The organism is Nitrosovibrio sp. Nv4, from assembly GCF_900215485.1.
Taxonomy (GTDB): domain Bacteria; phylum Pseudomonadota; class Gammaproteobacteria; order Burkholderiales; family Nitrosomonadaceae; genus Nitrosospira.
Genome location: NZ_OCMZ01000001.1, coordinates 972,703 through 993,961, shown reverse-complemented (window position 1 = coordinate 993,961; position 21,259 = coordinate 972,703). Strand labels below are relative to the sequence as shown.

The following is a 21,259-nucleotide window of genomic DNA, read 5'->3' as shown; positions in this document are numbered from 1 at the left end:
ATCAGATGCAGCATGCAAAAAGAGATTGGCAGACATGACAAAAAACGTGGTCGTCATTGGAACCCAGTGGGGCGACGAAGGCAAGGGCAAGATAGTGGATTGGCTTACGGATCACGCACAAGGCGTGGTTCGCTTCCAGGGCGGTCATAACGCCGGGCATACGCTGGTCATCGGTGGCAAGCAAACTGTGCTGCACCTGATTCCTTCCGGAATCTTGCGCGAGAACGTCGCGTGCTATATTGGCAATGGCGTAGTCGTGTCACCCCAGGCGTTGCTGGATGAAGTCGACATGCTGGAGAAAGCAGGGATCGACGTGCAGGGGCGGCTACGCATCAGTGAAGCCTGCCCTCTCATCCTGCCCTGCCACGCTGCACTCGACACAGCCCGGGAAACAGCCAGGGGGTTGGGCAAAATTGGTACGACAGGACGAGGCATTGGGCCGGCGTATGAGGACAAGGTGGCACGCCGCGCGGTCCGGCTGCAGGATTTGTTTCACCGTGACCGCTTTGCCGCGAAGCTGGGCGAAATGCTGGATTATCATAATTTTGTACTGAAAAATTACTTCAATGCACCAGTGGTGGATTTTCAGCAAACCGTGGACGATACGCTATCCCTGGCGGAGCGGATCAAACCCATGATGGCGGATGTGCCACGACTTTTGTTCGAAGCCAACCGGTCCGGCAGCAACCTGTTATTTGAAGGGGCACAGGGCACGTTGCTTGATATTGATCATGGCACGTACCCGTTTGTTACGTCGAGCAACTGCATTGCGGGTGCGGCGACAACCGGAAGCGGGATTGGTCCGCAGATGCTGCACTATGTATTGGGCATCACCAAGGCTTATACAACCCGGGTTGGAGCCGGACCCTTCCCGACCGAACTGGTTGACGACGTCGGCAGGCACCTTGCCAAGCGGGGCAATGAGTTTGGGGCAACCACTGGTCGCCCGCGCCGTTGCGGCTGGTTTGACGCCGCCGCGTTAAAGCGCTCGATTCAGATCAACGGTGTTTCGGGGCTGTGTGTCACCAAACTTGACGTATTGGACGGCGTCGAAACGCTGCGTGTGGGCGTCGGTTACAAATTGATCGGAAATGGTGAGGGCGAAAATTTCAGGGAGATCTTGCCCGTGGGCGCAGAGGAACTCGCCTGCTGCGAGCCGGTGTATGAAGAAATGCCCGGATGGACCGACAGCACGGTAGGAATCAGGAATTTCAGGCAACTCCCCGCAGCAGCACGAAAATACCTGAAGCGGATGGAAGAGGTGTGCGAGGTGCCGATAGATATGATATCAACCGGGCCGGACCGGGAAGAGACGATTGTATTGCGGCATCCCTTCGAGTAACCCTTTTTAATATTCCGGTTCGAGACACTTGCAAAAACCCGGCAACATTCCTGACTCATCGTTGATCGGACATTTGAGCTCTCAAAAGGTATGAGCGGCTACAACATTCGCAAAGCAAGCTGGGAGTGTGATAGGCGCGCATTATGTGCAATACGGGAAACAGTTTTTGTCCGCGAACAAGGCGTTCCTGTCGAACTGGAATGGGACGAATTTGACGCGGGTTGTACTCATGTCCTTGCCTCAGATGCAGCGGGAAATCCTATTGGCACGGCCCGGTTTTTACCAGGTGGAACCATCGGACGCATGGCGGTGCTCAAGGAATGGAGAGGCAAAGGTGTGGGCGGCGCACTCTTGCAATGGCTGCTGCAGGAAGCTGGAGATCGGCAGATTCAGCAGGTCACCTTGAATGCGCAGATATATGCTGCCGGGTTTTATGCCAAATTCGGCTTTCAGATAGCGGGGGAAAAGTTCCTGGATGCTGGGATCCTGCATGTGAAAATGGTTCTGCGATTGTAGCTCGCGGCCAAGTCAAGTAAATCCGGATTGAGATTTTGCCCGGCTATCACGGGCAACATTCACCTCCCCATACCCGACTTACTCCCCCGAGATCAGCCATTATCGATTTCGAAAGCTGCATATTTTACATACACAAGCACCGTCGAAAGATGTGATTAAAAAGGGACCATAAAATCAAGCGATAATACGACCTGGTCTTTTTTCCCTCCGAATGGCCGGTAGGTTGCGCCATGGAGCGCATCCACGTTGTCATATCGTACATTCGGGCGAACATTAAACTGCTGAATCGGCTTCCACTCCAGCTTCAGCGTCTTGGCCGCTTTCCAGTTCATCCCCACTGTGACTGCGTAATAATCGGCCGGTACGCTGGTGCTATTGCCGAACTGGCCACGGCCCAGCGCATAGCTCAATCCGCGGTTGTCTGTAGCGGCCGCTACACGGCCGGGTGAAAATACGCGAAAACCGTCTCGATCGCGGAACCATTCGCCACGAACGCCAACTGATAGTTGAGGCGTAAGATCATAGTACAGGTGCGTGTTGATACCGTACCATTCCGCATTCTTGTTCACACCGTTCAATAATACCCCGCCGGCGTAACCATGATCGTGCTGGAAAACAAAATGTGTCTTGGTGGTGATCTTGTGCTTCAGCACGACGCTGTACATTCCCCAGGGTTCGTTGCTTCGTGTGGAGGTCTCGCTATAGGTGCCGCTGATATTGGCCGAACTCGCCATGTCGTCGCTGGTCCAGGTAATGCCCCCTATCCCTCCCCAGTTACCCAACTGCTTATCGAATGCCCCATCCCATCCGCCAGTGGCGCTCCCGGTAGTAACCCCGCCGATAATCGACCAGTTCCCGCTGATCTTGTAGTTACCCAATGCGCCGGTGTGGGTGAAAGGTTCACCATATTGCATTGTATAAGCATGGGTGTAAAAGAAATTGTCTGGAGCTGGAACCGACTCGTAACCGATGGGTGTATAAAAATGGCCGAGCTTGACATTCAAGCCATTCCCGACCGGTACGTAAGCTTCCGCATATGCCTGCGGAAGCGCAATGCCATAGTATCGGGTCGACGCACAGCACAAATCGAGATCCCAGTTACTTCTGTCCAGGGGTTGGCCAGTATTTACATCGAATGCAGGAACGCCGTATGCCTGAGTAAAAATAGCATCCGTACCAAACATGAAATCGAAACGCCCGCCAAAATCCCACGAGCTGCCCTCGGCCACGACGGGGCGTTGTATAAATATATTGAACTGATTCAGTTGAAATCGATTTGACCGATCCGCAAAAGTCACGGGGCCGTTGAACCCGCTCGCCTGGCCTGGGTTGAAAGTCGCTCCACCATTGATCCAGCCGCCTACCCGTATCCCGCTATCTTTAAACCACTCGACTGCCGCATTCGCATGAACATCCGCTGATCCGGCAACCGCTGCGAACAGGCTGGCCGCAGAAACAAACGCCATCCGGCTTCTGCGTTTGGGCATGCACGACATATAGTGATTCCCCTGGGTAAAAACACTACATCTGAAATTGTTATTCTTCCGGCAACGTAACATGCCATATATAAATAAAATGTTATTTTATTGTGAATAATTTGTTAAGTTCTCAGATTTTTGTGAAGGTTTTCAGCCTCCATTTATCGATAATGATGTGAAAAAGAACGCGGAATGGGACGGTGCCCATCAAGAGGAACGAACTGACAGATTCAGATTGAGGTTCAGATCTTTTTTTGCCATGGTGTGAAATACGCAGTTCTCGGCTTCAATGATCGCCTCGCCGCTCGGCAGCGCTGCATTCCTTGCGTTATACCGAACCAGGAGCAGGCTCAGGGCAATCTCGCCGTGCGATGCCGCTATTAAAAAAACGAGGAGTGAGGGAAGCCGTTAAATACAGACAAGCGGAGTTGACTGAAGGAGCCATCCTCGTGCCCGGCAATTCCCAAAGATAAGCTGGCGATATTTCACTTCCGGTATCTCTAGGTCTAAGGGTTTAAGTTCGATTTACGTCTTATGCGCTACCCGCCCGGAGCCTATGACATCAGAAAGGGATAGTCGCATCGAGAGAAAAAACAATTTGATCTTTTTGGTTATCGAAAGGCCTGTACGATTGATTGATGCCGTCCGCTCTATCGTAACGAATATTGGGGCGAATGTTCAGCTTCTGCATGGACTTCCAGTCCAACTTCAGCCTTTTGGCCGCTTTCCAGTTCATGCCAATAGTGACCGCATAATAATCCGCTGGCGCACTGGTGGGCGCAAAGGCGCCGGCAAAACTGCGTCCTGTGCTATCGGTAGCCGCAAGTACCCGAAAAGGCGAGAAGACGCGAAAACCGTCTCTATCCCGAAACCATTCCCCTCGAATCCCGATGGACAGATCTTCCAGAAGATCATAGTACATATGCGTGTTGATACCATACCATTCGGCATTCCTGTGCTCGCCATTCAACAAGACTCCCCCGGCATAGCCGTGGACGTGGTGTAGAACCAGATGCGTTCTAGGGGTGACTCTATGTTGCAGCACAATGTTGTACATACCCCAGGGTTCATTGCTGCGCGTGGAAGTTTCGCTGTACGTACCCGTGATATTGGCCGACGTTCTCTTATCATCGCTGGTCCATGTAATGCCACCCAGGCCGCCCCAGTTCCCTAACTGCCTATCAAAACCCCCGTCCCATCCACCGGTGGCGCTACCGGTGATTGCGCCACCCATGACGGACCAATTTCCATTGACTGTATAGTTACCCACGACGCCTGTATGGGTAAACGGCTCGCCATTGTTAAACGTATAGGCATGAGTGTAAAAAAAGTTGTCAGGAGCCGGCACTGTCTCATAGCCGGTCGGAGAATAAAAATGGCCAACTTTGACGTTGAGGCCGTTGCCTACCGGAAGATAGGCTTCAACATAAGCCTGGGGAAGCGCAATACCGTAGCTGCGGGTCGAGGAACAGCACAGATCGAGATCCCAGTTTCCCCTGTCAAGCGGCTGACCGGAATTCACGTCAAATGGAGGTACACCGAAAGCCTGGGTATAAATAGAGTCGGTGCCAAACATGAAATCGAAACGGCCACCTAGATCGAACGCATTGCCTTCCGTTACCACGGTGCGCTGTATAAACACATTAAATTGATTTAATTGAAACCGGTTGGCACGGTCCGCGAAAGTAACGGGTCCGTTGTAGCCGTTGGCCGGATTGCCCGGGTTAAAAGTTGCACCGGCATTGATCCAGCCACCAACCCTTATACCACTATCCTTGAATACATCTATTATGCCCGCAGCATGGATACCCGAGTTCATGATGATCGATAACAGGCTGCCTACCGCAAATAGAAGCTGGCGTTTGCCTTTTGGCATGCATTTCATTTTTATTTTTCCTTAGTTCCCCGGACATAAGGATTTGAAGCCGTTCGAAACAATCGATGTTTCGGTTTAACAAGATTCGTGACCTCCAGCGAGAACACGAGCTGATCCTTCCTGTCAAAAAAGGCCAAAATGCCACATCAATATCCTCCACCCCATCGTAACGAATGTTCGACCGAATATTCAGCTCTTACATCGATTCGTGATCGATTTTTCAGTATTTTCGCAAACGTTCAGTTCATATCCCGGAGTGACTGCGTAATCGTTTGCGGATACCTGTACAGCGATGTTAGCCGCATGCTGACTTCCCCAAATCGCCCGAGTTCTTTTCCGGGAGACATACCCTGCGTTCACTAGGAGCCGGGTTAAACCCGCATGGAATATTCAGACCGCACCTATCCCAGAAACAGTTTATAGGCCGGGTTCGCGCTTTCATCCCAGTAACGGTTGTCCAGTTTGCCGAGAAACGCCTTGAACTCCGCCTTCTCTTCGGGCGGCACCTCCAGTCCCACCAGCACGCGACCGTAGTCGGCGCCATGGTTGCGGTAGTGGAACAAGCTGATATTCCAGTGATGGCTCATGCTGTTCAGAAATTTCATGAGCGCACCAGGCCGGTCGGGAAATTCAAAGCGATAGAGCAGTTCATTTTGTATTTCACGCGCACGCCCCCCTACAAGATGGCGTATATGCAGTTTCGCCATTTCATTGTCGCTCAGATCTTCAGTGCGCAAGCCGCTTCTTTCCAGATTTTTAATCAGTTTTGTCGCTTCGTCGCGATTGCGGACGGAGACAGCAACGAACACGTGCGCTTCTCTCGGATCGGCATAGCGGTAGTTGAATTCCGTAATACTTTTCGCTCCCAGCATGGCGCAAAACTTTTTGAAACTGCCAGGCTCTTCGGGAATCGTTACTGCCATCACAGCTTCCCGCTGCTCACCCAGTTCCGCTCGTTCGGAGACATGGCGCAGACGATCGAAATTCATGTTGGCGCCGGAAGCGATTGCAATCAGATTTTTATCGCGAATTCCCTCCCGTCTGGCATAAGCCTTTGCTCCTGCCACAGACAGCGCTCCGGATGGCTCCAGAATTGCGCGGGTATCCTCAAACACATCCTTGATCGCAGCACAAATCGTGTCAGTATCAACCAGTATGATTTCATCCACCAGTTCACGGCACAAGCGGAACGTTTCTCCTCCCACCTGCTTCACCGCCACGCCATCCGCAAAGGATCCCACCTGCGCGAGCCTGACACGGCGGTTTTTTTTCAATGACTGATACATGGAATCGGCGTCAACGGGCTCGACTCCGATAATCTTGATATCAGGATAAAGTCTCTTTACATACGCTGCGACACCGGAAATAAGTCCGCCGCCGCCCACCGGCGCAAATATGGCATGAATGGCGCCAGTATGCTGGCGCAGGATTTCCATACCGATTGTGCCTTGTCCCGCGATGATGTCCGGATCATCGTAGGGGTGCACGAACGTGGCATGCTCCTCTGCCGCATATTTGCGCGCGTAGGCGTAAGCGTCGTCATAAGAATCTCCATGCGATATCACGGTCGCTCCCCGCGCCTCAACGGCCTGTGTTTTGATTTGCGGCGTGGTAACCGGCATCACGATGGTCGCGCGGCAATTCAGCCGTTGTGCCGCAAGCGCCACCCCCTGTGCATGGTTGCCTGCCGACGCTGTCACCACGCCGCGCTTGAGCACGGCCGGAGAAAGCTTGACCATTTTATTGTATGCCCCGCGCACTTTGAATGAAAAAACCTCCTGCATATCCTCGCGCTTGAGAAATAGCTGGTTGTGTATGCGCGCAGATAAATTTGACGCTAGCTCCAACGGAGTTTCCACCGCTACGTCATAGACCTGGGCAGTGAGAATTCTTTCGAGATAGTTATTTTTCATCCAAACCGATACTTGGCGATGTCAGCGATTCAACATTTTAGCATGCCAGGAAACGCTGAATGCCCAGCTTCATTGTTAAAATCGGCGGATAGTATTATCCTCACGAATAATCAGTTTTTTTCTTTCACAAAAATAACATCATGACGCAAGACGAGCAAAAACAGGCGGTCGCCGAGGCCGCTATCCAGCATGTCCCCGCGGGTTGCATAGTCGGGGTGGGTACCGGTTCCACTGCAAATTACTTCATCGACGGACTGGCCAGGATCAAGCACAAAATCGAGGGGGCGGTGGCAAGCTCAGAGGCAACTGCACGCCGCCTCGGCGATCATGGCATCGAGGTCATGGATTTAAACAGTGTCGATGAACTTCCGGTATACGTGGATGGCACAGACGAGATCACAGAACACCTGCATATGATAAAAGGCGGCGGGGGGGCATTGACCCGGGAAAAAATCGTCGCTGCGGTGGCGAAAAAATTCGTCTGTATTGCCGACCAGAGCAAGCTTGTCAAACTGCTCGGCAGGTTTCCACTGCCTGTGGAGGTTATTCCAATGGCGCGCAGCTACGTGGCACGGGAGATAGTGCGCCTGGGCGGGCAGCCCATGCTGCGCCAGGGATTTATCACCGACAACGGCAACGTGATCCTGGACGTCCATGGGCTGCAGATCCTGAATCCGATTGAACTGGAAACCGCACTCAACCAGATCACGGGCGTCGTGACCAACGGCTTGTTTGCGAAGCGCGGAGCGGATGTATTGCTGCTGAGCAGCGACGATGGTATCCGGACAATAGTTATTTGATGCCAGCAGTAATAAAACCGCCATAACCGGTTAGTACCATTCTTTCATTTTGGTTGTACAACAGGAGCGCAATGGCAAGCAGCGAACATATATCCAAACAATTTGACGCCGATCTCGAAGCGGTGCGCACACGCGTGTTGCACATGGGCGGATTTGTGGAAGAGCAGATCGAGAGAGCCATTGAGGCGCTGATCACCGGTAACGAGAGCCTCATAGAAAATGTTATCGCCGATGATCACCGCGTCAATGCGATGGAGGTATCGATAGACGAAATATGCAGCCAGATTATCGCCCGCAGGCAACCAGCCGCCGGGGATTTACGCATGATCATGACGGTCATCAAGACCATCACCGACCTCGAGCGCATCGGCGACGAAGCAGAAAAAATTGCTCGCATGGCCAAGCTGATCTACGAAACCGACCGCATGCATATGCCGCGTTTTGTCGAGATCAGGCATGTTGCCAACGTCGCCCTGGAAATGCTGCGCAAGTCCCTGGATGCATTTGCCCGTCTTGACGTGACCGCAGCGGCTCAGGTCGTGCGCGAGGACGAACAGGTGGATGAGGAATTCCGTTCCATCATGCGTCAGCTCATCACTTTCATGATGGAAGACCCGCGTAAAATTTCCACGGCCCTCGAAATCCTGTTTGTCGCCAAAGCGATCGAGCGGATTGGCGATCATGCCAAAAATATGTCCGAATATGTGGTGTACATGGTCAAGGGCAAGGACGTGCGCCATGTGACTGCCGAAGAGATCGAGCGTGAAATAAGAGATTAGGTCGATTAGCAGCTGTCGGAACTCAACTGGAACGCCATGCTCGAATACTCCACTCTCGCAGCGGTAGACCTCGGCTCCAACAGCTTTCGTCTACAAGTAGCACGGGTGGAAGGCAAACAGCTTTATCCGCTGGACAGTTTACGCGAAATGGTGCGGCTTGCGGCCGGCCTTACGGCGGACCAGCGACTGGACGAGGATTCTCAAGCCCGCGCTCTGGGTTGCCTGGAACGTTTCGGCGAACGTCTGAGAGGTTTTCCACCGCATACGGTACGTGCAGTCGCAACGAATACCCTTAGAGTAGCCAGAAACGCGCCGGTATTTCTCAAAAAAGCCGAGGCCGCTCTCGGGTTTCCGATTGAAGTGATCGCAGGGCACGAGGAAGCGCGGCTTATCTACCTGGGTGTCGCCCATAGTCTCCCAGCCTCTACCAGCCCTCGCCTGGTTATGGACATCGGCGGCGGCTCTACGGAATTTATCATTGGCAGCCGTCTGAAGCCGGTCAAGCTGGAAAGTCTTTATATGGGCTGCGTCAGTTACAGCCTGCGCTTTTTTCCGGACGGCAAGATTACGAAGGGTGCGATGAGACGGGCCGAACTCTCGGCGCGCAGCGAGATACAGACTATCGCCGCACAGTTTTCCAGCACTCATTGGCGGGATGCATTCGGATCATCCGGCACAGCGCGTGCACTGGGTGACATCATCAAGCTGAACAAGCTCGCCACGGAAAGCAGCGAGGGGGACATCACCGCGGATGGGCTGGAAAATTTTCGGGACCGTTTGCTCAAGATTGGCGATATTGAAAAGCTGGAGCTTGCCGGACTACGCGCTGATCGCGCGCCAGTAATCGCCGGAGGTTTTGCCATCATGTCTGCCGCATTTGCCGAACTGGGGATCCAGCGCATGTCGCAGGCAATGGGCGCATTGCGCCAGGGTGTGCTTTATGATTTGCTCGGGCGCTTTCATAAGCATGATATGCGTGAAGTAACGGTTAGACGATTCATGCAACGTTACCGGGTGGATGCTGCTCAGGCAGGACGGGTGGAATCGCTGGCGCTATTGCTGGGAAAACAGTTGCTGAAGGATTTTCCTGATGAAGCGGAAACATTGCTGCAAACCCTGTCATGGGCTGCGCGATTGCATGAGGTGGGCATTTCAATAGCCCATTCCGGCTATCACAAACACTCCGCATATATTCTCGGCAATGCCGATATGCCCGGTTTCTCCAGAAGGGAACAAGAGCGATTGAGTGCGCTTGTGCTCGTCCAGAGGGGTATGCTCGGTAAAGCGAGAGAATTTATCGCGGCCCCGCTGGATTTTGCTCTGCTGTGCGCACTTCGTCTGGCGACATTGTTTCACCGCAGCCATGGTGATATCAAGATACCGCGATTGGAAGTCAGCCTGGATGATAATGAGCTGGAACTCTCCATCGAACGAGGCTGGTTAGAAAAAAATCCGTTGACCGATACCGCACTTTCTGCCGAAATGGAACAATGGGGTGTTCTTGGTTTTAATTTCCGGATAACGAGACCGGACTGAATCAAGGCATATAAGGCGGATAACCAGGGGAAGTGCGCAACCGGCGGATACTTGAACAAACGAGGCCATGGCATCACACTCCAAAAAGAGATCTTTAAAAGCGGGGCTGCCCCCGGGCACGCTGGTGCATATCGGTGCAAGGAAAGGTGTTGCTTCCCGCATTACCCTGTTTGATTATGATGCGAATGGCGTACGCGAATCCGAGGTGGCTATCGGAGGATTGGCTGACAAAATCAAGTCCGCGCGAGGTATTAAATGGGTCAACCTTCACGGATTGGGCGATATCGGCGTGATGGAGCAGATCGGCGCCTGTTTTAACCTTCACCCGCTGGTTCTGGAGGACATATTCAATACGGAGCAACGCTCGAAGCTGGAGGATTACGGCGATTATCTTTATGTGGTATTGAAAACCTTCGGCTACGAAACCAGAGGCAGAGAAGAGAAAATATATTCGGAACAGATCAGTCTCGTACTGGGAAAAGATTTCGTGCTATCGTTCCTTGAAGCGGATGGCGTTCAGTTCCGGTCGGTGCTTGATCGCTTGCGTTCAGGTAAGGGCCAGATCGGAAAGTCAGGTGCCGATTTTCTGATGTATAGCCTGATTGATGCCATTGTGGATAGCTATTTCGTCATTCTTGAACAGCTTGATGAAAGAACCGAAGCGCTGGAAGCGGAATTGATAGCCCGCCCACGACCGAATACCCTGCATTCGATTCACCATCTAAAGCGCGAAGGTGCTTTTCTGCTCAGATTGCTGTGGCCGCTGCGCGAAGTTATCAGCTCCTTGCAGCGCGGCGATTCTCCGCTGTTCACCCGTAACACACTGCTCTATCTGAGGGATGTGTACGATCACACCATACACATCATCGAATCCATAGAGTCCTTGCGAGACTTGACAGCGGGCATGCTCGATATCTATATGTCGAGTGTAAGCTTTCGCATCAGCACGGTAATGAAGGTCCTCACGGTCATTACCACCATATTCATGCCGCTTAGCCTGATCGCCGGTATTTACGGCATGAACTTCAAATATCTGCCAGGGCTTGAATGGGACTGGGGGTTTTTTGTGGTGTTGGGCGCGATGGCAGTAATCAGCGTGGGCATGTTGCTGCTATTTCGATGGAAAAAATGGTTATGAAAGGAGGATAGCAAGGCCGTCTTAAAATTCGAAAACTTGCCCGCGCTTCAATCTCTCCGGTTTGAATTCCCCTGCTGCTACCTGGATCTCCGCCATCGTGGCATCCTCATTGCCGGGTTCCATGTGAGTGACTAAAAGGCGAACTGGTTTGTTGAGCTGCTTTAATCCCTGCCCCAGCAGTTCCGGCCGCATATGGCCGGAGGCCTCGGCGCCTGCCGTGTTGTAATTGAGAAAGGTTGTCTCAATCATCAGATAGCGCAAATTGCTGATCGCGTTCAACGCAGTCCAGAACGGCTCATGGTAAGTGGTATCGCCGCTGAATACAAAGCTCGCCTTGCCGCTATCCAGTTGATAGCCCACGCCGGGAACAGCATGCCGCACCGGTAACGGAGTCACTTTCCTTCCTGATAACTCCACAGTCTCCCCTACCGCAACAGGTTGGAACACGATATAGGGGTTGTCGGGCATAGGTAGCCGAGTGTAATCCGGCCAAAGACGAAAATTGAACATATCCTGCTTCAGTGTGGCAATCGTTTCAGGTAGTGCATAAACCGTCAGCGGCCTGTTGCGGCGCGGCCCCACCATGTCCGCTACCATTGGGAGCAGTCCCGCATGGTCGAGATGCGAGTGGGTAAGAAATACCGTATTGATACATAACATTTCGGCGAGCGTCAAATCTCCGGCCCCGGTACCCACGTCAATCAGAACGTCGTCGTCCAGCATCAGGCACGTGGTTCTCAAGTTCGCCGCCACCCCACCGGTGCATCCAAGTACGGTTACGCGCATTTTATTTCCATCAGTGAATGCAGTGAAGAAATGCTATCAGAAATGGCTGTCGCCCTTGGGGCGATGAAAGACGCAAAAAGAACGACTTAGAACTGAAAAATCCACGCTCCCCTGAATATCCCGGAGGCTCCTCAAAGCAACCTGAGGCTGCAGCCGTGTGCTGCCGCAGACCTTTCCCACATCAATACCTTGATGCCCCATATACGTGCCCAGGGAATGATCAAGGCACGCGACAGGCGTGAAACATCGGGTAGCATCCATATTTCCGAGATACGCTTGTCCTCTCGCCAGCTACGCAGCAGAAGTCTCATCACGGCCCCCGCGCCTATGGAATGGCTGCGCATCTGCAAGCAGAGAAGTTGTCGCGCCGGTTCCGGCGAAAGCCAATGAACATAGCCGCCCTGGTGAAACACGTTCTCGAGCGCATCAAGAAGTATTGAGGGAAAACGCGTCAGCGGATAATTTCCCGAGAGAAGCAGAATGTTACGCCGGGCGTTCGGATAGCGCGAGAAATAAAGGTTGCGGTTGTGCCTCACCAGTGCCCTGAAAGACCGGCCGCGCCCGAATGATCCACCGCCCTTGTGCTGTATACAAGCGTCGGGATGCACACCGAGCCGCCAACCTCGCAGGTCGAGCCGGCGGCCAAGATCTACATCTTCGTAATAACCCCGACCGAATGCCGGGTCAAAGCCACCGGCCTCCTGGAAAACCTTGCGACGAACCAGAAACGCGTGCCCCTGAAGGCGGTAGGTAGCAATGTAACCGCCGGGTCGACGCAGATATTGGTCCAGATCGTGCCTGGCATAGTCATTGCCCCCGGGAATGATGACCGCTAGCTGCGGATCAGTCGCCAGTGCCGCACAGAGCAGCGGCAGGAAATCCTCGCTTGCCTCGGTATCCGAATTGAGGATCAGGACATAAGATGCGTCGGAGCGATCGACTGCCGCATTTACAGACGCGCCAAAGCCGCGATTAGTCCGGGCGTGATGAACGCGAACGCATTCATGCGGCAATTGCTCGAGCATCTGGCGTGTCTCGGTGCCGGACGCGTCATCCTGTACATGAATATATCTGACGGATTCGCCGAGGAACGTAATGACGGAATCGATGCAGCGCCGCGTCAGTACTGGCGCGTTGTAGACCGGGATTATCACATCGATGGATGGCATTACCGGCATACGGCTCAGCAATCTCCTTGAAAAACTAGGCGGAAAACCCGCTAATCATGCGAAAGCCAGTTTAGCGGCGTTATCGTGCGGATGAGCTCGATACTGGCTGGCCTCTGGCCGCACCTGTCCCTCCAGCAATGCCACATAACGGGATAGTACGTCGGGACCCCCTACATCAATCATTTCCCTCAGAAAGCGTTGGCGGTGTTCTTCTATATAAAAAGAATCGCAGCCATGGGAAAGAAACCTTTCGATATTTTTATACACATCATCCCGGCAACGCAGCTCTGTCTCAGGCATGAATTCAGCCAGCGCGGACCGTCCCGCATGCAGATAGTCAGCCGCCAGTACCGGCTTCTTTGTCTTGACTGCTTCAAATACAACCGAAGTGGCAAGATCAATGATGACATCCGCCCAATTCATGAGATAAATGGAATGAACATCACCACCGGCTACGCTGACGTTTGACAAACGCCGCAGGGAAACATCCTTTGTCAAGGATTGTTGCCAGCCTCCGCGGGTATGGGGCTTGATCACCAGCTCCACCCCTGGAAAGCCGGCAACGATACGTACGACCTCGCCCACTTCCTCCCAGAATGTGGAAAAATTGCTCTTTCTCAAAAACATTACCACCTTGAGCTTGCTGTCGGAGCGGGTCAGTGGCGAAGGGGGCATCAATTCGGCCAATTTGGCGAGCCATTCGTCGCAGTAGCGTGGCGAACCTAGTACGGCAAGCTTCTGATTATCCATAAAGGGGCGAAAACGCACCGAGCATAACTCGTTGGGCACCACAACTCTTTCAAAAATGCCCGCGTTGGCAAACGTGGTATCCGGTTCCAGGCGCAATTCCCGGCGCCGAATCAACTGGCTGGCATGGGGACTATCGCCATGCGGCAGCGATACCGTGCCCAGGCCCATATCACGCGCTGTCGACAGCACCACCTTGACCCATTCCACGCAAATGGACGAATTTCTTTCTATCCAGTCGAATACCACTACGCCCTCGTCATTGTCGCCAAAACTACGCGTCAACAAGCGCTTAGCGGTACTTCGCCAGATCGGTTCACGCCGCCTGGCGTCATAAAATGATGCCAGGGCATTCATGATCGGACCGATGAACGGGCGACGCAAACTGCGGATCAGTATCAGCGTCTGGAAAAACCACCTGATAAATTCGATAGGCGGCAACACATCGGCGATGTAGGCCATGCGCACGCCGTTGAGCCCCTGCAGGAACTTGATCCGGTAATCACCGCGAAACCGCGAGTTCCCTATCAGAACAATATCGCAGGTATGCCCCGAATCGATCCACTTGGAGATTACCGGTGTAATATGGTCTATGTCGTTATAATGACGGAGGAAAAAAAGCGCTTTCATCCCCGCATTCTCATCCTTTGCATGTTGGTAACAAGCAGTATACCCATCATTTAATTGAGGATTCCGATATGTTTCTGGTGGCGAAAAGCGCGTAATTGTACACTGGCGAATATTCGTTTACTAGCACGGCCGTCGTTTTAGTCCGTAGCAGTCTGTTAGAATAACCTGTTTCGGATTCGCTCCTGATACTTGCGAATAGCTGATAATCGGCAATCAACAACTAAAGCACCCCGACCGATAAATCCAAGGAATGTGAAACTATTAATGAAAACAATCGCTGTAATACCGGCACGTATGGGTTCGTCCCGGTTTCCCGGTAAACCGGTTGCGAAACTGCTGGGCCGCACGATGCTGGAACATGTCTACAAGCGTGTTGCGCTGAGCCGCGCACTCGATGCCACCTACATCGCCACTTGCGATGAGGAAATCCGCCGGGCGGCGCAGGATTTTGGCGCCCCGGTAATAATGACGGCTGACACCCATGAAAGAGCCAGCGATCGAGTTGCCGAGGCAGCAGCCGGAATTGATGCTGAACTCATTGTCATGGTACAAGGTGACGAACCGATGACCCGTCCGGAGATGATCGATGAGGCGGTAGAGCCGTTTCGGCACGATCCGCAATTGGGCTGCGTTAATCTGGTGCGAAGTATTGACAACAAAACTGACTTTTACGACTTTAACACAATTAAGGTGGTGATGGATCAACGGGGCAATGCCCTGTTTATGTCGCGGCAGCCGATACCAACCTCGCCGGGTTCCTCACAATTGAATTTCCAGCCCACCTTCGCTTATAAGCAAGTCTGTATCATTCCGTTTCGGCGCAGTACCTTGCTTGATTTCGCGGGATTACCACAAACACCGCTGGAAAAACTGGAGTCGGTGGACATGCTACGATTGCTGGAGCATGGCTATCGAGTGAAGATGGTAAGAACGGAGTTCAATACCCAGGCGGTGGATACTCAGGCCGATCTGGAGCGCGTGGCAAAGTTGATGGAAGAAGACCCGCTGCTGGCCTCATACTGAGTCAGCATCCCTCCGCCCAAATCGAGATAGCTGTGTAAAGGTTTTATTGGATTTATTGGATTATTCATGCAATTAAAATCGAAACTTGCCCGGAATGCGTTAACCATCGGCTCGTGGATTACCCTGGGACATCCGGCGATCGCCGAAATCATGGCTGCAGCCGGATTTGATTGGCTCGTGCTGGATACCGAGCACAGTGTTCTGGAGTTGAGCGAAGTTCAAATACTGATTCAGGCGCTCGACGGGCGGGGATGCCCGGCTATCGTTCGGCTGACCTCGAATCACCCCGATCAGATCAAGCGTGTCATGGACGCCGGTGCAACGGGCGTAATGGTGCCGATGGTCAAAACCGCGGCAGATGCCGAGGCTGCGGTCCAGGCCGTCTACTACCCGCCTCGCGGCCATCGTGGAGTCGGTCTGGCGCGCGCACAGGGGTACGGCGCGACATTTCAGCAGTATCGGCGCTGGCTGGAAGACAACGCCGTCGTAGTAGTCATGATTGAGCATATCGACTCCGTCGATGCCATCGATTCCATTCTTTCCGTACCTGGAATTGACGCTTATATCATTGGTCCCTACGATCTGTCCGGGTCGATGGGACATCCAGGCGAACTCGATTATCCGGAGGTTCAGGCAGCGATAACACGGGTGCTGGAAGCTGGGCGCCGCCTCGGCAAGCCCGGAGGCATTCATGTAGTCGAACCCGATCCCGAGCAGTTGCTCCGCAACATCCAGGCCGGCTTCAGCTTTCTTGGCTACGGTTTGGACATTCGCATCCTCGACACGCTTTGCCGAAGCCATATGCAAAAAATAAGGGAAGGTCTATGAGCAAACTTGTCATTTCCACCTCGTCGTTTGATATGGACAATAATCCCCATATCCAGCATTTACTAAGAAAGGGCATGCAGGTTGCCGCCAATAGCTATGGGCGCAAAATCACGGAAGATGAAGCCATCGCATTGCTGGGCAACGATGCTGTAGGAATGATCGCCGGGATAGAACCCCTGACGGAGCGTGTTTTCGCATCCGCCAGAAACTTGAAAGTGATATCGCGCTGCGGGAGCGGTCTGGATAGTGTCGATCTTGCGGCAGCGAAGCGCCACGGTATTACTGTTCTCAATACACCGGAGGCGCCTGCCCAGGCAGTGGCCGAGCTTACCTTGGCCCTGATATTGACCATTTTGAGACGGATATGCGAAACTGATAAATTGGTCCGTGCCGGCCAGTGGCCACGAACACAGGGACGGCTACTGGCCGCCCAGCGCGTGGGTATCATTGGCCTGGGAAGAGTCGGCCGGCGCGTTGCGCGCGTGTGTCAGGCGTTTGGCGCCGACGTGGTGGCGCATGATTCATATGTGACGAACTCGCCTGACGGGGTAGAATTGATACCCTTGGAGAAGCTTCTGGCGGAGGCGGACATCATCACCCTCCATGTCACGTATGATGCTGATACTCACCATCTGCTGAACGAGGGGGCTTTTACGCGTATGAAACGCGGCGCCATAGTGATAAATACCGCTCGCGGCGGCCTCATCGATGAAACCGCTCTGGCAGATGCTTTGAATTCCGGGCAGTTGGGTGCGGCGGCGCTTGATGTTTTCGAGCAGGAACCGTACCACGGTCCCCTGCTAAAATGCGAAAATGCAATTCTCACTTCGCATGTCGGCTCACTTGCCAGGGAATCGCGCCAACGCATGGAGATTGAAGCCGCAGAAAATCTGCTGCAGGGACTGATTGAAGCAGGCGTAATGGAAAACGGATAAACAGGGAATGTCCAACGAAATCGCGATAGTATATGGCGCCAGTGGCTTTCTTGGCAGTCATGTGGCCGACGCACTGTCCACTGTCGGCTATCGGGTACGCTTGTTCGATCGCTCCCCATCCCGCTATCAGCGCCAAGACCAGGAAATGATCATTGGCGACATCATGGATCTTGGTCAGGTGACGGAAGCAGCCAAGGGCGCCGACGTGGTTTATAATTTTGCCGCTATTGCGGATATTGATGAGGCCCACGATAAACCGCTGGCTACCGCCACGGTCAATGTGCTGGGCAATATGCACGCACTGGAAGCCGCCCGCCTTGCTGGAGCGCGCCGCTTTGTCTTCGCCAGTACTATTTATGTCTACTCCGAGTCTGGTTCTTTTTACCGTGCCAGCAAGCAGGCGGCTGAACGCTTTATTGAAACGTATCACGAACGCTACGGCCTGGACTACAGCATTTTGCGTTACGGATCATTGTATGGCCGGCGCGCCGACGCGCGTAACGGTATCTACCGCATGCTGCATGAAGCGGTCGAGCGGCATTCGATTACATATCACGGCAGCGGCGAGGCGATTCGCGAGTACATCCATGTGGAGGACGCTGCGCGAATGAGCGTACAGGTGCTTGCACCGGAATTTGCCAACCGCCACCTGATCCTGACCGGCCAGGAGCGGTTACGTATCAGGGACGTCATGACAATGATCTCTGAAATCATGCCCTGGAAAATTGATCTGCATTTCGACCAGGCGCGCGCGGGACATCACTATGAGGTAACCCCTTACGCATTCCAGCCGCGCATTGGCCGCAAACTGGTGCTGAATGAGCATGTCGATCTGGGGCAAGGATTGCTGGATTGTCTTCGGGATATTCACAAGACCATGCGTCACTCCGGTGAAGATGATGAGGCGACGCCGCTGGCGTCGGACAACCGAGCATGAAGATTACAACCTGGCAAGCCATCATTTTCGATTTTGACGGAGTGGTAGTTGAATCCGGTGAAATAAAAACGCAAGCCTTTGTCAATCTCTATCGTGACTATGGCGAGACGATAATGACCGCGGTAGCGCAGTATCACAGCTCGAATGGCGGCATGTCGCGCTATCAGAAATTTCGTTATTTTCAGGAAACGCTTCTGGAGAAACCTCCCCTGACGCCGGACGAAGAGCAGCAGCTGGATCGACGCTTTTCCGAACTGGTGGTAGAGGCTGTGATTGCGAGCGATGCAGTACCGGGCGCGGCCGAACTGATTCGTAAAGAGGCAAAAAGAATCCCGCTATTTGTCGCATCAGGCACACCGGAAGCAGAACTCAATACCATTGTTGGTCGCCGTGGCCTAGCCTCCTATTTCACCGCAGTACGCGGTTCCCCGACACCCAAACAGAAGCTTATCGCAGATATTTTATCGGCTCATGCCCTATTGCCGGAGCGTGTACTGATGATAGGTGACGCCCTGATAGATTATCAAAGCGCGCAGGTTAACAATGTTTCATTCCTGGGACGGGTGCGCCCCGGGGATAAGAACCCTTTTCCGTCGCATGTGAACATATTACCCGATCTGCACCCATTGATCCGCTGAGCGGGGCCACCTGTATCAGTAACCAGCAATTCGATCGCTGAATATTTGCTGATGTAAACCGGTATCAGCGCATCACGCCACGCCGCAACAACTGCCACGAAACTTTGAAACCCCAAAGCAGGGGATGCCGCCTCAACATGGGGGTGACTTCGACACGAACCCCCGTATGGCGCTCAATCTTCCACGCAGCATAGCTGATGCTGTCCTGGAAGGTAAAAGCCGCCTTTGCCAACCGCAGTACAGACAGGACTTTTCCCTGCCAGCGGCGCAGCCGCCAGCGCCACAGCGACTGTCGATGACTCGCTGCATCGGTCAGGCACCGATAATTTCCATCTGCCAACGCCTCCAGCTTTCCCGCCAATGCCGGTATCGCATATGCGGTCAACGCGGCATACTCATCCAGATTGAACTGCGCCAGCTGACGTGCCCGCCCTGCCCGCTCAGGCCGCAGTTCTGCAGCATAGGTCTGCATCAATCCATTAGTCCAGATCGTCTCGACATCCACAATGGAAGCAGTCAGCGTTGGGAGGGTGGACTTCAGAAACGTTATCACCGCATGTGCCAGCGCGTGGTGAATTCTCCTGCGAATACCTTCGTCACTCGCGTACAACAACCTTGTTGGTTGAGCAAAGCGCGCCCACAAATATGGGTGAAACCAGTGCCGGGTTCCTTGCTCAAAATCCGCCATCGAGACCACCGCATACTTGGCGCGAAATTTTTTTTCCTGCTGGGATACCTCCAGATAAAATACATTTGGAGGCAACCATGCGTTTAGATGACGCAGATAGCGCTCAGGGTAAGCACTACCGTAATTGTTCACCACAGCGTAGAAATCCACGACTCCGTCACCAATGTCGTGGGAGCGCAGGCAGGATCCATAAAGAAGAACAGCCTCAAGCGAGGAGCCGAACCGTAATTTCAGTGCTTCAACCAGGACAAAAAAATCCGCCGATACAGCCTCTGAACTCAGTGACGCCATCTCCGATACCAGTTCGTCCGGGGGCTGTTGATCGAATACTGGCGTGCGGTTCGACATTTATAAGTTTGCGTTGGCGCTATTTGCTACCAGAAAACTGATAGGACCGGCTGCCGAGATACGCAATGGCCCACCTTGACTTGCTGCGCGATAGGATTCGCCATCAACGATATAATCGTCGTCTATCATCAATTCCAATACGCTGGTATTGGAACTGAAATAGCCGTTTTGCTCCTTGAGAGCGCTCCCGTGACCTGAAAGCAACTGCAACAACGAGCGCAGCGGGCGCTTTCGCTGCTGTCGCACAAACGTGACATGCAGCGGTTCCTGTTCCTGACCCCAGTATGGGCGCATGCCGAACAGCAGGCGATCAAGGGTACTGGCGAAAAGAAACGTATAAGTTCCGCGATGCAGTTCGATATTTTGCTCGATAACTGCTAGCTGAACCGGCGCCCAGGGGCCCTGACGACGTCCGATGAGCGCGCCGGCGAGATAGCCCAGCATTATGATAGCCGAATAAATTTCCCCTGTTACGCCGAGCTGCTTGATCCGGCCCTGGGAAAATATGACAGCACGGGCAATAAGGCCGATACCAAAGAACATGCCATAGACCTTGGCGGTCCCTGCCTGTTCAATACATAAAACGTGACGCTGTAGCAACGGAGGCAGGTTCCGGTTCAGCAAACACTTGCTTAACTTCCGCAGGTTATCTTCCGGTCTGCCGTGAATACCCAGATCCAGTGCCGTCATATTGGTCGTCCCGCCGGGGATTACGCTCAAAATCGGCCATTTGGCCGGTGGCTGTATTGTGAACAGATGATTCAATACGGCCTGTACCGTACCGTCCCCGCCAACGATGACCAGCAGATCAGTATCAGCTTCGACAAAAGCATCAACCGATGCGCGAATCTCAGGACCGCTCGTCGCGTCCCGGCAGACGGCATCATGGATCCCGCCCATTTCACGTCTTATTGCATCCCTGCGCTTGCGAATACGCCCGCTCAGTGGATTGAACAGGAATCCGACGGTTGCGGAACCTGTTCTAAGTCTATCGATCCTGAATTGTTCTATCATTCAATCTTTGATACTGGCCCCGCAAGGGGACTTAAAGGGATTTATTCTGAGGTTTGTCAAGGCAAGCCGCGCAGATTACAACATATGTTCCATTCATGCCACAGCAACATCTGTCCGCAGCGACTACAAACTCTTTTA

The 21,259-nt window shown here is 53.3% G+C and carries 19 protein-coding genes; 11 read left to right on the top strand and 8 right to left on the bottom strand.

From position 1 onward, the window contains the following. Window positions 1-34: 34 nt before the first annotated feature. Both CRO05_RS04465 and CRO05_RS04460 read left to right on the top strand, forming a co-directional pair. The gene (locus CRO05_RS04465; RefSeq protein WP_097065995.1) at window positions 35-1,342 is read left to right on the top strand and encodes an adenylosuccinate synthase; all 1,308 of its coding nucleotides are present in this window, start codon (window positions 35-37) and stop codon (window positions 1,340-1,342) included. 90 nt (window positions 1,343-1,432) lie between these two features. After that, complete coding sequence (locus CRO05_RS04460) at window positions 1,433-1,858, top strand: GNAT family N-acetyltransferase (protein WP_097065994.1); 426 nt, start codon at window positions 1,433-1,435, stop codon at window positions 1,856-1,858. Window positions 1,859-2,013: 155 nt separating this feature from the next. Here CRO05_RS04460 and CRO05_RS04455 read toward each other — a convergent pair whose 3' ends face one another. From CRO05_RS04455 to ilvA, 3 genes are all read right to left on the bottom strand, one after another. Beyond that, window positions 2,014-3,354: a porin gene (locus tag CRO05_RS04455; RefSeq protein WP_097065993.1), complete on the bottom strand. Its 1,341-nt coding sequence runs from the start codon at window positions 3,352-3,354 to the stop codon at window positions 2,014-2,016. A 544-nt stretch (window positions 3,355-3,898) separates the two neighbouring features. Then, the gene (locus CRO05_RS04445) at window positions 3,899-5,221 is read right to left on the bottom strand and encodes a porin (RefSeq protein ID WP_097065992.1); all 1,323 of its coding nucleotides are present in this window, start codon (window positions 5,219-5,221) and stop codon (window positions 3,899-3,901) included. 392 nt (window positions 5,222-5,613) lie between these two features. Further along, window positions 5,614-7,125, bottom strand: coding sequence for a threonine ammonia-lyase, biosynthetic (ilvA, locus tag CRO05_RS04440; RefSeq protein ID WP_097065991.1), 1,512 nt, complete (start codon window positions 7,123-7,125; stop codon window positions 5,614-5,616). A 140-nt stretch (window positions 7,126-7,265) separates the two neighbouring features. Between ilvA and rpiA the strand changes: the two genes are divergently transcribed. The 4 genes from rpiA to corA all read left to right on the top strand — a co-directional run bounded on the left by rpiA (window position 7,266) and on the right by corA (window position 11,378). Next, entirely contained in the window at window positions 7,266-7,925 is a 660-nt protein-coding gene (gene rpiA, locus CRO05_RS04435) for a ribose-5-phosphate isomerase RpiA (RefSeq protein WP_181319733.1), read from the top strand. A 71-nt stretch (window positions 7,926-7,996) separates the two neighbouring features. Continuing rightward, window positions 7,997-8,704, top strand: coding sequence for a phosphate signaling complex protein PhoU (gene phoU, locus CRO05_RS04430; RefSeq protein WP_097065989.1), 708 nt, complete (start codon window positions 7,997-7,999; stop codon window positions 8,702-8,704). 36 nt (window positions 8,705-8,740) lie between these two features. Continuing rightward, window positions 8,741-10,240: an exopolyphosphatase gene (ppx, locus tag CRO05_RS04425; protein ID WP_097065988.1), complete on the top strand. Its 1,500-nt coding sequence runs from the start codon at window positions 8,741-8,743 to the stop codon at window positions 10,238-10,240. A 67-nt stretch (window positions 10,241-10,307) separates the two neighbouring features. Then, window positions 10,308-11,378, top strand: a complete 1,071-nt coding sequence (corA, locus tag CRO05_RS04420; RefSeq protein ID WP_097065987.1) for a magnesium/cobalt transporter CorA — start codon at window positions 10,308-10,310, stop codon at window positions 11,376-11,378. Between the two features lie 21 nt (window positions 11,379-11,399). Here corA and CRO05_RS04415 read toward each other — a convergent pair whose 3' ends face one another. The 3 genes from CRO05_RS04415 to CRO05_RS04405 form a co-directional block, all read right to left on the bottom strand. Then, window positions 11,400-12,164: a 3',5'-cyclic-nucleotide phosphodiesterase gene (locus CRO05_RS04415; protein WP_097065986.1), complete on the bottom strand. Its 765-nt coding sequence runs from the start codon at window positions 12,162-12,164 to the stop codon at window positions 11,400-11,402. Between the two features lie 131 nt (window positions 12,165-12,295). Continuing rightward, window positions 12,296-13,342 (bottom strand): glycosyltransferase family 2 protein, encoded by a 1,047-nt coding sequence (locus CRO05_RS04410; RefSeq protein WP_097065985.1) that lies wholly within the window; start codon window positions 13,340-13,342, stop codon window positions 12,296-12,298. 45 nt (window positions 13,343-13,387) lie between these two features. Next, window positions 13,388-14,710 carry a hypothetical protein gene (locus CRO05_RS04405; protein ID WP_097065984.1) on the bottom strand — a complete coding sequence of 441 codons (1,323 nt, stop codon included), beginning with the start codon at window positions 14,708-14,710 and terminating at the stop codon, window positions 13,388-13,390. Window positions 14,711-14,974: 264 nt separating this feature from the next. Here CRO05_RS04405 and CRO05_RS04400 point away from each other — a divergent pair, with 264 nt between their 5' ends. The 5 genes from CRO05_RS04400 to CRO05_RS04380 all read left to right on the top strand — a co-directional run bounded on the left by CRO05_RS04400 (window position 14,975) and on the right by CRO05_RS04380 (window position 19,071). After that, window positions 14,975-15,733, top strand: coding sequence for a 3-deoxy-manno-octulosonate cytidylyltransferase (locus CRO05_RS04400; protein ID WP_097065983.1), 759 nt, complete (start codon window positions 14,975-14,977; stop codon window positions 15,731-15,733). 66 nt (window positions 15,734-15,799) lie between these two features. Then, on the top strand, window positions 15,800-16,561 hold the full coding sequence (locus CRO05_RS04395; RefSeq protein ID WP_097065982.1) for an HpcH/HpaI aldolase/citrate lyase family protein: 762 nt from the start codon (window positions 15,800-15,802) through the stop codon (window positions 16,559-16,561). After that, a complete protein-coding gene (locus CRO05_RS04390) occupies window positions 16,558-17,496 on the top strand; it encodes a phosphoglycerate dehydrogenase (RefSeq protein WP_097065981.1) in 939 nt (312 codons plus the stop codon). Before CRO05_RS04395 ends, CRO05_RS04390 begins: the two co-directional genes overlap by 4 nt. A gap of 7 nt (window positions 17,497-17,503) precedes the next feature. Beyond that, a complete protein-coding gene (locus CRO05_RS04385) occupies window positions 17,504-18,433 on the top strand; it encodes an NAD(P)-dependent oxidoreductase (RefSeq protein ID WP_097065980.1) in 930 nt (309 codons plus the stop codon). Further along, complete coding sequence (locus CRO05_RS04380; protein ID WP_097065979.1) at window positions 18,430-19,071, top strand: HAD family hydrolase; 642 nt, start codon at window positions 18,430-18,432, stop codon at window positions 19,069-19,071. Before CRO05_RS04385 ends, CRO05_RS04380 begins: the two co-directional genes overlap by 4 nt. 64 nt (window positions 19,072-19,135) lie before the next feature. Here CRO05_RS04380 and CRO05_RS15810 read toward each other — a convergent pair whose 3' ends face one another. Then, entirely contained in the window at window positions 19,136-20,107 is a 972-nt protein-coding gene (locus CRO05_RS15810) for a hypothetical protein (protein ID WP_235001282.1), read from the bottom strand. Then, window positions 20,108-21,121, bottom strand: a complete 1,014-nt coding sequence (locus tag CRO05_RS15805; protein ID WP_235001281.1) for a diacylglycerol kinase family protein — start codon at window positions 21,119-21,121, stop codon at window positions 20,108-20,110. It abuts the gene before it with no gap. Window positions 21,122-21,259 lie beyond the last annotated feature (138 nt).